Here is a 12,613-nt window from a genome sequence, read left to right as displayed (position 1 = left end):
TTGTCTAAAGAACGTAACTTGCTGTTTTCGTTATTTCCTTCAAGGCTTTAACCAAGAAGTGGCACGATGTTGCGCCTTGGATTATTTTTTCAGCAAGTGGAAAAATAAGGCGCGCATTATACAGAAGAAACCCTCAAGTGGGAATGCTATCTGTCTGGATGTCTAGAAAGCAATCAGGGGCTTAATGTCAGCCCCTGATTACAATAAAACGTAAAATTAATGATCGAGATAGAGGTAGTTTTGCCAGCTCTTCATACGAATAAGCACTTTACGCATGATGGAGACGTGGGTGAAACTGTCTGAGTACACCGCCACTTCCACCGCAGTGCCCATTGGCAGATGATACTCGCTCAAATCATCGGTGATTCGCAACGTCGCAAATACACGGCCACTGGTGCGCAGCGCTTCCGTGCCGAGTAGTGCGCCACGAGCTTGAAATTGGCTTTCACCAATGGCTGGAAGCACCTCAATCACTTCACCTTTAAAGACTTTACCTGGTAAGGCGCGGAACATGAATTCGGCTTCAAAACCCGGTTGTAGGCGTTGAAGTGAGTTCTGACGAAATGCCGCCGTGTAGATTTTCTCTTCACTGTGGACAAACGTCATCACAGGCGCCAGTGGCAATGGCACTGACATCACACCAGGGCGCAGCGCCAATTGGGTGACATAACCGTCGGTCGGAGCGCGCACAACAGTCTGCTCAAGGTCAAACTGTGCTTTGCGCAATTCCGCTAATAGCTGTGCGACCTGAGTGTTTTCACCACCGACTTCGGAATCCAAAGCAATCTGCGCTTGCTCTTGCTTCGATTGTGCGACTTCAAGAGCGGCTTGCGCAGCTTTGAACGCTTGACGAGTGGTGTCCATTTGCTGCTCTGTGAATGCGCCTTTCTCGTAGCCACGCTTATAACGTTCGTATTCGCGTTTCGCTTTATCACGCTCGGCGATGGCTTTGATAACGGCCGCTTCCGCTTCCTTCAGTGTGGACTCCAATCCAAGTGCTCCTTGGCTGGCTTCTTTGACTTTAGCTTCGAGCTTGGCCACTTCTGCTTCAAATGGGATAGGATCAATACGGAACAGCACATCCCCTTGCTGGAGCGGTTGGTTTGCTTGAACGGGCACTTCAATCACGCGACCACGAACGCCCGACACAATTGGAGTGGTTGAGTAAACTTGGTTGCCCAATTGAGTGAATGGGTGGTTATAGTTCATCAATAAAATCAGTGTACCGATGAGCACCACGCCACCCAAAACCGCGGTAGGTACCGTCCATTTATTCAATGGGATCTTAAAAATCTTAAAAATCGCAATACACAATGCGGTGTAAGTGAGGATCAACAGTAAATCCATTATTGCTTCTCCTCTTCACTGGTAACGACGGGCGTGGCAGGCGCACGTTGCGCATTTCTCAATTGATCCACTTCCTCACGAAGCTGTTTGACTTCATCAATTAATTGATCGACACGATGGTGCATGTCGTGCTGTTCTTCTTCGAGTTTTTGGAAGCCCCAACCGCGCTCTTTGCGCCATAAAGTTGCCCAGATCCAAAGGAAAGGCCAAATGGTGTGTAGAGTGAATAAACTTACCCAGCCTGCGTAGTGAATAGCGTCTTGATGTGGGTGTTCACGTTCTTTAGCGATTTCGTAAGGGATATCGTGAATCACGATGATGCCGTAGAAAATCACTAAAGCGACGAAAACAAGCAATCCCAATGCGAAATAATCGAGAAACATCTTACTTCCTTGCGTTGATTGAATGGTGGAAAAGTGTTAACAATTGGTAAAGTCAATCGGTGAATTATTGGTGAAAATCCCTTTATATGCAAGGGGATAATGCAAAACGATCCAAGGCGTATAGAATGAAATAGTGACACCTCCAGAGGCGATCACTATCGTTTCAGGAAACCGACTGCTAGATTGCGAGTATGGCCTTGTTTCTAGAAGGCATCATTTGATGCGGATAAGTCTGTAGCGCAGCCTTTTCAATCGTTCTCTCTATGATTCTTCGGCGAGTCTCTGTGACTGTTTTTAAATAATTCCCTCAATTAATTTATACAATTCAGTGTATAAATTAAAAATATTAATAATCATTGGAGGTGGCTATGATTTTTCGTTCACCTATTAACTGTGCTCTGGTTTGTTTTTGAACAATATGTAACTAAATATTTCATCTTTATTAAAACACACAAATATTTCCTTGAGAGAATATTCCTACAAAACCATATGTCTTTATTTTGTTTTCATCGTATCTATTTGGATAGATGATGAATCGTTATTTTTTCTTTATTAGTATAGGAACTGAGATCTAATTTTTAATCTAAAATTATCTAGGGTGAGAAACCGTTTTGTTGAGAAATAAAACCTGTATTTAATTTTTATTGAAATACTTTGTTACATCGGCGAAATGAAATAAATGGATGAGCGATTCATATAATGGATATATCTCAATGGTTTCAAGATTCTGGGTTCAGAACGATTTTGTTTATATTAAAAGAGTATGATTTATTCAACCATCTAGTGATTGAATGGCAAATTCATCCTATGTTCTGAATCAAACATCTTGAGGCTATTTGGGTATGTAAATTATCATCACTAAATAAGTTGCCCAATTATGAATAATAAAGCTCTAAGGTTAGTGCCTACTGTCCTTGCGCTCGCAGTGAGTATGGCTTTTCCTGTCGCTCAGGCGGCAGTAAATAGCGAAATTTCAATTGTTGGTTCTGAAAGCCAATGGTGGAACACATACAAGGTGAGCCTTACCAATACAGGATCGAAAGCGATTGAATTACGCGATGCCAAAATAGTGTTTGATTCAAACCTCACGATGTCCTCGCCTTCTTGGTCAGCGGCTGGAATCAGCTACCCCAATATGAGTTTCAGTAGCAATGCGCAAGGAAACGTGTTCAAAAACACGCTGGCTTTGGCTTTTGATAACGGAAGCTGGGTGAAATCTCAACTACCTGCTGGTCAGCGCATTGAGCTAACGCTGGGTGTGAGCGGTGTGCTGGATATGACTCTGCTACAAGATACGATTCGCTTGATTGCTGACGATGAAGTGGGGGAGCCAGAGCTTTCTCTGAAAATCGCCTCACCAATGAATGGCGCGGAGTTTGAAGAAGGCCAAGCGGTTAACATGCTTGCAAACGTAACCGCAACCAACACCACTGTTAAAGCGGTGACTTTCTTTGTCGACAACACACAAGTCGCACGCGTAACACAAGCACCTTTCCAAGCAAATTGGCTGTCAGCTGGTGTGGGACCACACACGATTAAAGCGATGGTGGAAAGTAACTCTGGTCTAACACAAGAGCAAGCCGTCAGCATTACGGTCAAAGAGAAGCAGGTTGAGCCACCGGTCGATCCTGTCGTGCGTGAATTGACATTTGTGGCGCCAACACAAGGTCAAACCCTTACCGTTGATCAGGCGACAACAATCCAAGCGCGTGTTGACGGTGATTTGATTTCAACTCTTGAGTTTTGGGCAAACGACCGCAAGCTAGGTCAACGTAGTATCACTTCAACCCAAACGACGTACTCGTACGCTTGGACGCCAAACGAAGTGGGTAACGCAACCCTCAAAGTGGTGGTGCTAGGCCAGGATAACCAACTGGTTGAGCAGCGCAGCATTGCGGTTTCTGTTCAAGATGAGTCAAGCTTTGTAAGCCCGGAAGTGAGCTTTATTTCGCCAGCGAATGGCTCTAAGTTTGAAGACGGTAACACCGTTGCGATCACCGTTCGCGCAACGGACGCTGATGATGATTTGTCGCGCGTTATCGTAACAGCAAACAACCAGCAAATTTGTGAGTTTAACGCGTCGACGGAAAGTCAGTACTCATGCAACTGGACGGCATCTCAAGTTGGTGATGTCACGCTTGAAGCGGTGGCCACCGATGCGCAAAACCTCACATCAACCGCTCGTGTTAGCATCACCGTTGAAAAAGTAGAAACACCGACCCCTCCGCCAACCGGTGGGTTGTGTGCCGATTTCAACGTGTACCCAGATTGGACTCGTGGTGATCACGCAACAGGCGGTGACATTATGGTGCACAAAAACATTGCTTACTCAGCGGTTTACTGGACGCAATCTGTTCCTGGCAGTGATAGCTCGTGGTCATTGCACCTAAACTGTGACGGTACAGAGCCGGGTACTGCGCCTGCACTATCATTGCGTAACCCAATGGACCCAGTGCGTCTAGAAGTGGCTGGCTGGCCAAACACATTCGTAGTGGCGAGCCCATCCACTCAAGCTCCAAGCACGTTAACTATTGCAGCAAGCAGCAGTGATGCATTAACAGACGTAGAGCAACTGACACGTTCGTTTGTCTCTGTCCTAGAGCAGGCCGAGAACGCAGGCTCAGCATCTATCGTGATTCAATCGGATGTTTTGGATCTTGCCACGCGAGACAAAGGTGCGTCGTTTGGTACCGTTGCGGTTAAACAAGCCCTGACGAATGCCATTGATATTACGGGCAGCCGCATTGATATTGATGCGATCAACGCACTGAGTGACGACGTGAAAGGCTGGGCGCATGCACACAACTTGATCTTTACGACACTTGCCCCACAAGCGACATTTGGTTGGTCATTGAGCATTGGTGAGTTCGCGTACGATACGCATTCTGGCCGTCAATCGGTATGGGATGAAGCGTCGGTCTTCTCTGCGGATTTGCTGGATAGCTTCGAGCTTTACAAAGCGGATTCTGTAAATAAAGCGGACTTTGTCGCGTTTACTAAGTCGAGCGAGACAGCGGCGCTAACCAGCGCGCAGTGGCATCACGCGCTTGAGTTCGTCAAACAGGTCACAGATTACGTTGAAGCACCGGCAATGCTCGCGAACATGCCGACAGAGCAAGCCGCGAACTACTTCATGGGCAATACACAAAGTGAGCAGCAAATTCGTAAAGCGGCTTACAGTAACGTGTTTGCACTGATGTTTGATCAAGACTCACCTGCACTCACCAGCAAGATTGAACTGTATCAAACGGCGAAAGTGCCACTGTACTACGTGGGTGAAGAGCTAGAGAAAGGTTCATTGACTCGCATTGAAGCGCTAAACCAAGAGTTAGCCAACGCTGAGAGTGTTATGAACAACGAAGCTTTCCTATACGAAACGCCTCAGTCTCAGTGGGTTCCGTCAACGGTGTACAAGTGGAACGACTTCCTCGATGGCTTGAACGCAATGCACAACATTGGTGTGGCGGGTAACAAGTTCTGGCTGATGGACGACGAAGTCGATGACGCGACCAACATCAAATACGCGAAAGTCGCGATTGCTGCGTTCCTTGCACAAAGTATGCAAGAGACGATTCGTTACAACGCCTGTGATGAAAACAACTGGTCTGAAGTGAAATACGGCGCGCCAACGGATTACCCAATGACTGCCAGCTGTGGTCAACTTGGTCAGAAATACGCAGATTACGGTGTAAACCCAATCTCTGGTCTGGATCATGCGTACTCTTGTCCTCGTGATGACAAAATGGAAGTGAGTGCTCTGACGCATGCGAAATGGTATGGCGCACCCGCTCCTGTCTTTGCAGCGCCTGATGCCGTGCTGGAAGAGCGTGGTTTATTGGTGAACGGTGCGGCAGGTCGTTGGACCAACAACGGTCACTGTAACGATGTTCCTGAAAGCGTGGATACGTCAAAACAAGTATGGGAACGCGACGAATGTAAGACTTATGTTGGTCAAAAAGCTGGTAAGTTCATTTGGGACGGCAGCAGCCAAGAAAGCGTAGAAGGCTGTGGCTGGTGGGGTCGTGGTGTTATCCAAACCACAGGTCGTCAAAACTTCGGTACGCTCAACCACTACCTAGGTCGCTCGCACGTTGATCCATCAACCATTGGTAAAACGATTGACGGTGTCACGGTAGAAGCACCACCAGAGAACCCACTCTACGCACAGTTGGATTTCTGTTCTAACCCAGGTCTGATTTGTAGCTCGGAAGAGAACAAAGAGATCAAGTGGATTGCAGGTCTTTTCTACTGGGTCACCTCAGTGCAAGCCTACAACGATGAAGGCGGTAAGTACGGCGATTGGAACTACTACAATGAGTTGAAGAAGTACGTGGACAGCGGTCTGCAAGGTTCTCAATTTATCGATGACGTTTCAGGTATCGTAAACCGCGGTTGTCCGGATTTGACCTGTTCGACAGGTGACGTTCATAACGTGAAAGAACGCCGCGAGAACTTCAAACTGGTACTGCAAAAGCTGGGTCTTGATCCTCGATAATTGAGACCGAGTCATGTCGACAAGCGAAGCCACCACTGAAAAGTGGTGGCTTTTTTCTCAATTCTCGATGCCCGTGCGAATGACAATTTCCGTTTCAAAACCATCAATACTTTGCTGATTTTTCTTGCGCCAATAGGCCTCAATGCCTTCTTTGCCTTGTTTCTCTGACCATGCTGCCAGTTCGCCTCGATCACCTTGATAATCAAACAATGGAACCGACATTCCACAAGAGGATTGCACTAGGTTGATGTCCAACACAAACAGTTGCCGCGTAGCGACGCTGGCTGGGAAAAGGGCAAGGTACTTTTGCCATAGTGGGTCAGTTTGATGGAGTACGGTGGCGTTGCCGTAAGTGCGAAGAATCAAGGGTGCGCCTTCAAACGCACACCACATTAGAGTCATGCGTGGGTTTTTAATCGTATGAGCCGCGGACTCGTTGCCACTGCCCGTTAAGTTTTGCCAAACAATGGTTTTATGGTCGATAACCCTTAGCGAGTCTCCTCCTTTTGGGGAGAGATTGACGCTGCCTGTTTCCGCGGCGGTTGCGACGAAGAAAATCTTTTGCTGTTGAATAAAGTCGATATGTTGTGGCGTTAACTCCAAATACTGTTTTCCCATCTCTTCTCCTAAAAAATTGGCATTGCGATAGCATTACTTTAGAGCAAAAGATAGGCAACGAAGAGGGGAAAAGTGAGAACGCGGCCAGTTGTCGTCAAAAAAGCGACCGAATAGAACATTTAGCGGCTAAATGGCCGAAAAGATGGAAATTTTTCGGCCGAAATGTGATGCAAGATAGGCTTTTCAGTGTGCTTCAAACGCGAGCGCTTTTTTCTCTACCTGGCGGAAAATCAGCGTCATGATGGCGTTGATGGTGAGATAAAAAGCACCGGCCACACCAAATACCGTCAAGGTATCGTAAGTTTGCGCATTAATGCGTTGCGCGTACCCCATCAGATCCATGATGGTGATGGTGCTCGCTAACGAGGTACCTTTGAACACCAAAATGACTTCGTTGGAATAAGCTGGTACGGCGCGGCGCAGTGCGTAAGGTAGCAACACCTTCAATGTCACTAATTTGTTCATCCCAAGCGCGCGACAAGCTTGCCACTGCCCTGGTGGAATCGCGTTAAATGCGCCTTTGAACAATTGGGTGCTGTATGCAGCGGTGTTTAGAGCCAGTGCCAGCATGGCACAAAACCACGGCTGGCTTAGCCATTGCCAAACAAAGCTGTCGCGAATGGCGTCAAACTGGCCTGGGCCGTAATAAATCAAAAAGATCTGTACGAGCAGTGGCGTGCCGGTGAACAAGGTAATCACGCCGCGACTGAACCAGTGTAAGAGAGGTGTGCGTAGAATAAGCGTCGCGGTCATCAGTAACGATAAAATACAGCCCACCAATAGTGAAACCGCCGTCAGCTCAAGGCTGGTGACTAAGCCTTCTAACAGTTGCCAGAGATGTTGTTCTTTCATGCTTTGGCTCCTTGATCAAGACTCAATCCTTGTGCGGAAAATTTGGCATCGATGATTTTTACTGCGCGCTGGGTTACAAGCGTGATGACTAAGTAAATGGCCGCTGCGGTCGCATACCAAGTAAACGCTTCATGAGTGGCCGCCGACGTCAGTTGCGCTTGCTTGAGAAGATCCGTCACACCGATTAATGACACCAACGCCGTGTCTTTCAATAACACCAACCATTGGTTGGTGAGTCCCGGCAGCGCATGGCGCACCGCTTGCGGTAACACAATTCTAAAAAAAGTACGACTTTTGCGCATGCCTAGAGCACTGGCCGCTTCACGTTGGCCTTTATTAACGGCTTTCAATGCGCCGCGAATGGTCTGAGAAGCGTAAGAAGCAAAAATCAAAGAAAGGGCAATCACACCAGAAAGAAACGGGCTTACCTCGATAAAATCGCCAGTCAGTAGAAACAGAACTTGTGTTGAGCCAAAGTAGATGAACAGTACCACCAAAAGCTCAGGCAAGCCGCGTAGCACCGTTACCAGCGCAGTAGTTGGCCATTTCACTAGTGGGTGGCGAGTCATCTCGCCACCGGCGAAAACAACCGCTAACACTAAACCGACGGCTAAGCTGACCAGCGCAAGCTGGATGGTCATCCAGCTTGCTTGGGCGAGAGAAAGAGAGTAACCCGTTAATGCCATATTAGTTACCGAAGTACTTGTTGAAGATTGCTTGGTATTCGCCGTTTGCTTTCACCGCTTTTAGAGCGGCATTCAGTTGGTCGACCAAGGCTTGGTTGTCTTTGTTGACCGCGATACCAAAGCCATTACCAAAGTATTGTGCGTTGGTGACGTGCTCGCCGACATAAGCGAGATTGTTTTCTTTCTTGAACCATTCAGCCACAACCGCGGTATCACCAAACACGGAATCGATACGACCATTTTTCATATCAAGAAACGCATCTTGATAGCTTGCGTATGGTACGGCAGTAACGCCAGCCATTTGTTCTAGCAAAAAGCTTTGGTGAGTAGAGCCATTTTGTACGCCTACACGCTTGCCTTTCAGTGCTGCTTGGTCGGCGACCTTGCCTGCAAATGACACGAAAGCAGCTGAGTTGTCGTAGTACGCATCGCTAAAAGCCACTTGTTCTAAACGTGCATCGGTAATGTCCATTGCTGAGATTGCTGCGTCATAACGTTTGAATTTCAGAGCAGGAATCAAGCTGTCGAAGGCTTGGTTATGGAAGGAACAGCTTGCGTCCAGTTGCTTACAAAGTGCGTTCGCTAAATCGACGTCGAAACCTTGGATTTGATTATTCTCATCCATGTATTCGAATGGTGCGTAGGTGGCTTCCATCGCAAATTTAATCTCTTGTTGTGCTGCTGCATTGGCAGAAACAAGGCCGATAAGGGACGCCAGTAAAATCTTTTTCATTGCAATACTCCGTGTCTATCTGTGCGCTGACGTCAAAGACGAACAGTCAGCTTATCGTCATTTCCGTTCTGTTCAGGTTTGGCGCGATTTGTCGCCATCAAACTAAACCGATTGGATGGGTTGTTAGTGTTTTAAATATTCGGCAAACGCGCGGGTTTGCGGTTCGCTGAAAGCTTGTTTGGTGCCGTGCTCAACGATATGACCTTTTTCGAGATAAAGGACATGGCTAGCGATTTTCTTAGCGAAATCGACTTCGTGAGTAACGACAACTTGGGTGATGCCAGTATCACTCAGGCCTGAAATGATCTTCACGACTTGATTCGTGATTTCAGGATCCAAAGCGGCGGTAGGCTCATCAAAAAGCAGCACTTCCGGTTTCATCATTAATGCTCTCGCGATCGCAACACGCTGCTGTTGGCCACCAGAAAGTTGCAACGGCCATGCATCCGATTTATCCGCTAGCTGCAAGGTCGCCAAAATTTCTCTTGCTTGCTCAATCGCCTCTGTTTTAGCGACGCCCAGTACTCGTATCGGCGCTTCAATCAGGTTCTCAATCACAGTGAGATGTGGCCAGAGGTTGTATTGTTGAAACACCATGCCGACTTTTCGACGCAGCAGCAGGCCATCGGCTTCACTTGGAGAAGAAGCAAAATCAAAGGCTTGATTCGCGATGGTCAGTTGGCCGTTGTCTGCGGATTCAAGTAAGTTCAACACACGCAGTAGAGAACTCTTACCCGCACCGCTTGGGCCAAGTAAAACCAATGTTTCGCCTTTCGCACACTCAAAGCTAATGTTGTGCAAAATTTGGTTGGAACCATAAGATTTATTAACGCTTTTTACTTGAATAGACATGCTACTAATCTGCATCGGTTGTCATTTTGGCTTATGCTAGCATTTTTGCGGATCTATGCAATAAAAATGTATAAAAATTTAGTTTGTTAAATTATTGTTCACTATTTAATCGCTTTAGTAGTGTCTCCTACTGGTGTGAGCAGTTGGCGTTTTCTTGGCAACACAATACTGACATTGCAGAGAATTTCTAACCGGAAACGAGCACAGCATGACTTTCTACTGACGTGAAAATTGAAAGGCTCGCTACTATAGAGTGACAGTGATGGATATGGAGAATATCAAATGAAAAAGACAATGTTAGCGTTAGGTGGTGTGGTGATTCTTTTGGCGGGCTGCCAAGATGACAAGCAAGCACAAGCCCCTGCAGCCACGCCTAGCGAAGAGACACAAGCTGTTGTTGTGGTGGAGCCAAACCAATCTGCGGATACGGATGTTGTGACCACTGAAACGTTTGTTGATAGTGCGCACAATGCGAAAAACGCATTGGACTGGAATGGTACGTATACCGGTACTCTACCTTGCGCCGATTGCAGCGGTATCGATGTGACCTTAACATTGAACAACGATGGCAGTTACGTTTTAGAAGAAACTTACCAAGGCAAACAAGATGGTACGTTCAAGTCTGAAGGCCACTTTAACTGGGACGAGAGTGGCAGTGTGGTGACATTGGAAGGAGAGGGGTCACTGAACCAATACTTCGTTGGCGAAAATGTGCTGATGATGCTCGACATCAACGGTCAGAAGATCACGGGTGATTTGGCTGATTTCTACCGTCTTAAAAAGCAATAAGCAAAGGTGAAACGGATCCCCTATCAGGATCCATGTTGAATGCTCTAATCTAGTCCGAGGGTGATAACCTTCGGACTTTTCTTTCTCTTGATGTGTATTGATTTGATGTTGCTGATACCGCCTAGATCCCAGCATTTTGAAGTCACTTGGGTATATACTCTCTATTCATTCACCCAATTTAAAACCAACATCACCCATCGTCACGACAATCTTTGATTCGCCAAGCGTTACACGTTGAAGCACGTTAAAAGTTGATGATAGAAAAAGAAACAGGAACACAGAACATGAAATACGGACTTTTAATCATTTCTCACATCGCGATGTTGGTTTGTGGTATTGGGTTAGGGATTTATCTTCTGCCGATTTTGATTCAACCTACGAGCCCCTCTCAACAGGCGGTTGCAAGCGTCATGCTTGCCCCAAGTTATCAAGGGGAATTTAGCCGCGATCGTGCTGACAGCGATTTCTTACATTGGGGAGAAGGCAAGCTTGTGATTGATGCGCAAAGTATTGCTTTTTCGGGTGAACTCGCTCCAGGTCCCGACTATAAGCTTTATCTATCGCCAACGTTTATTGAGACAGAAGCTGACTTCTTAGCCAACAAAGAGCAGTTGGTCCGTGTTGGAGATGTCAAAACATTTGACCGTTTTATTCTGTCCATTCCAAGTGATGTGGACGTGGCAAACTACACAACGGCGATTGTATGGTGTGAAAGCTTCGATCAATTTATCTCGTCAGCCAAATATCGTTAACACCGCGTTGACCACGGTGACACCAACAAGTGTCAAACGATGGCGGGATTGACTGATTTTCCCAAAAGTTAACGTTTTTATCACTACCAATTTCCATTAATGTCGGTTTTTTTATAGAGTAGCGCGCTAAAGTACAGAACATCATTTACACACCGGGGTTTTAGAGTGGAAAAAGTACAGCTGATCATTGAATTCTTATTGCAGCATAAGCTTTTCTTCACAGCATTGATCATCATCTTTGTTGTTTTAGTGAGACAAGTGATCTTGGCTCGTATTCGTGGCGAAGTTGCCTTCATCACGGAAAAGCAACGTAGCTGGATGTCTCGCACCAAAAACGGTGCCTTTGCCATCACCAGTTTAATTCTGTTTGTTTTGTGGCAATCGGAAATCAACCAGTTTGCGCTATCGGTGACCGCCATTGCCGTTGCGATTGTGGTGGCGTCAAAAGAAATTATTCTCTGTTTTACTGGTTCGATACAGCGTGCTAGCTCACGCTCATTTCGCGTAGGGGATTGGATTGAAGTAGGAAAAATATCAGGTCAAGTGATTGATCATAATATGATGGCAACGGTGATCCAAGAAATAGACTTAAACCACGGTCAATATCATTACACTGGAAAGACAGTGACATTGCCCAACAGTATGTTTTTTACTTATCCGGTGAAAAACTTAAATTTTATGAAGCGTTATGTTTATCATAACTTTGCCATTGTTGTGCCTGACTTTGTCAATCTCTATCCAATGTTAGAAGAGTTGGAAAATAAAATAGAAGAACATTGTCATTATTTTTCGGACGTTGCGAAACGTTATAATGCCATGATCGAAAAACACGCAGGTGTAGATTTGCCTGGTGCGGAAGCACATATTCACATCTCGAGTGCGCCAGCAGGTGAGCAAGTCGTTAATTTCATGATTTTTTGCCCAACAGAAAAAGCAGTACACTTAGAAAGTCTGATAAGACAAGATTTTATGTCGCTCTATCAATCCCGTCATCCTAATGCGACAAATTGAAAAATTCTATCGTTACGATTGTATTTTTAAATGGTAATTGTCGAGTTTGGGGCGTATTGTTCACGCCCCAAGATTCATGCTAATGATAATTTTGG

General features: G+C 46.3%; 11 protein-coding genes. 4 read left to right on the top strand and 7 right to left on the bottom strand.

The window, feature by feature from the left end; translation table 11 throughout:
• Window positions 1-216: 216 nt before the first annotated feature.
• Window positions 217-1,347: an HlyD family secretion protein gene (locus tag LZU85_RS10330; RefSeq protein ID WP_103185947.1), complete on the bottom strand. Its 1,131-nt coding sequence runs from the start codon at window positions 1,345-1,347 to the stop codon at window positions 217-219.
• Complete coding sequence (locus LZU85_RS10325) at window positions 1,347-1,730, bottom strand: DUF3302 domain-containing protein (RefSeq protein WP_011082385.1); 384 nt, start codon at window positions 1,728-1,730, stop codon at window positions 1,347-1,349. The genes LZU85_RS10330 and LZU85_RS10325 overlap by 1 nt, the downstream gene beginning before the upstream one ends.
• Before the next feature lie 877 nt (window positions 1,731-2,607).
• On the opposite strand from LZU85_RS10325, the gene LZU85_RS10320 reads away from it, so the two are divergent.
• The gene (locus tag LZU85_RS10320; RefSeq protein ID WP_237287022.1) at window positions 2,608-6,225 is read left to right on the top strand and encodes an Ig-like domain-containing protein; all 3,618 of its coding nucleotides are present in this window, start codon (window positions 2,608-2,610) and stop codon (window positions 6,223-6,225) included.
• 57 nt (window positions 6,226-6,282) lie between these two features.
• Here LZU85_RS10320 and LZU85_RS10315 read toward each other — a convergent pair whose 3' ends face one another.
• The 5 genes from LZU85_RS10315 to artP form a co-directional block, all read right to left on the bottom strand.
• On the bottom strand, window positions 6,283-6,843 hold the full coding sequence (locus LZU85_RS10315) for a pyridoxamine 5'-phosphate oxidase family protein (RefSeq protein WP_040110999.1): 561 nt from the start codon (window positions 6,841-6,843) through the stop codon (window positions 6,283-6,285).
• 183 nt (window positions 6,844-7,026) lie between these two features.
• Entirely contained in the window at window positions 7,027-7,695 is a 669-nt protein-coding gene (gene artM / locus LZU85_RS10310) for an arginine ABC transporter permease ArtM (RefSeq protein WP_237287021.1), read from the bottom strand.
• Window positions 7,692-8,381: an arginine ABC transporter permease ArtQ gene (gene artQ, locus LZU85_RS10305; protein ID WP_237287020.1), complete on the bottom strand. Its 690-nt coding sequence runs from the start codon at window positions 8,379-8,381 to the stop codon at window positions 7,692-7,694. The genes artM and artQ overlap by 4 nt, the downstream gene beginning before the upstream one ends.
• A gap of 1 nt (window position 8,382) precedes the next feature.
• Window positions 8,383-9,114: an arginine ABC transporter substrate-binding protein gene (locus tag LZU85_RS10300; RefSeq protein WP_045595878.1), complete on the bottom strand. Its 732-nt coding sequence runs from the start codon at window positions 9,112-9,114 to the stop codon at window positions 8,383-8,385.
• Window positions 9,115-9,237: 123 nt separating this feature from the next.
• Window positions 9,238-9,966: an arginine ABC transporter ATP-binding protein ArtP gene (gene artP / locus LZU85_RS10295; RefSeq protein WP_130349041.1), complete on the bottom strand. Its 729-nt coding sequence runs from the start codon at window positions 9,964-9,966 to the stop codon at window positions 9,238-9,240.
• Window positions 9,967-10,248: 282 nt separating this feature from the next.
• Here artP and LZU85_RS10290 point away from each other — a divergent pair, with 282 nt between their 5' ends.
• The 3 genes from LZU85_RS10290 (at window position 10,249) to LZU85_RS10280 (ending at window position 12,518) form a co-directional block, all read left to right on the top strand.
• Window positions 10,249-10,755, top strand: coding sequence for a copper resistance protein NlpE (locus LZU85_RS10290; RefSeq protein WP_011152523.1), 507 nt, complete (start codon window positions 10,249-10,251; stop codon window positions 10,753-10,755).
• Window positions 10,756-11,039: 284 nt separating this feature from the next.
• On the top strand, window positions 11,040-11,507 hold the full coding sequence (locus LZU85_RS10285) for a DM13 domain-containing protein (protein ID WP_237287019.1): 468 nt from the start codon (window positions 11,040-11,042) through the stop codon (window positions 11,505-11,507).
• A 165-nt stretch (window positions 11,508-11,672) separates the two neighbouring features.
• On the top strand, window positions 11,673-12,518 hold the full coding sequence (locus LZU85_RS10280; RefSeq protein ID WP_237287018.1) for a mechanosensitive ion channel family protein: 846 nt from the start codon (window positions 11,673-11,675) through the stop codon (window positions 12,516-12,518).
• Window positions 12,519-12,613: the final 95 nt, after the last annotated feature.

The organism is Vibrio floridensis (assembly GCF_021852965.1).
Taxonomy (GTDB): domain Bacteria; phylum Pseudomonadota; class Gammaproteobacteria; order Enterobacterales; family Vibrionaceae; genus Vibrio; species Vibrio floridensis.
This window is presented reverse-complemented; position numbering and strand designations above follow the sequence as displayed.

Coding starts and splice junctions, on each gene's coding strand:
- LZU85_RS10285 (WP_237287019.1), top strand. CDS start 11,040: ATGAAATACGGACTTTTAATCATTTCTCACATCGCGATGTTGGTTTGT.
- LZU85_RS10325 (WP_011082385.1), bottom strand. CDS start 1,730: ATGTTTCTCGATTATTTCGCATTGGGATTGCTTGTTTTCGTCGCTTTA.
- artP (WP_130349041.1), bottom strand. CDS start 9,966: ATGTCTATTCAAGTAAAAAGCGTTAATAAATCTTATGGTTCCAACCAA.
- LZU85_RS10290 (WP_011152523.1), top strand. CDS start 10,249: ATGAAAAAGACAATGTTAGCGTTAGGTGGTGTGGTGATTCTTTTGGCG.
- LZU85_RS10320 (WP_237287022.1), top strand. CDS start 2,608: ATGAATAATAAAGCTCTAAGGTTAGTGCCTACTGTCCTTGCGCTCGCA.
- LZU85_RS10315 (WP_040110999.1), bottom strand. CDS start 6,843: ATGGGAAAACAGTATTTGGAGTTAACGCCACAACATATCGACTTTATT.
- LZU85_RS10300 (WP_045595878.1), bottom strand. CDS start 9,114: ATGAAAAAGATTTTACTGGCGTCCCTTATCGGCCTTGTTTCTGCCAAT.
- artM (WP_237287021.1), bottom strand. CDS start 7,695: ATGAAAGAACAACATCTCTGGCAACTGTTAGAAGGCTTAGTCACCAGC.
- artQ (WP_237287020.1), bottom strand. CDS start 8,381: ATGGCATTAACGGGTTACTCTCTTTCTCTCGCCCAAGCAAGCTGGATG.
- LZU85_RS10330 (WP_103185947.1), bottom strand. CDS start 1,347: ATGGATTTACTGTTGATCCTCACTTACACCGCATTGTGTATTGCGATT.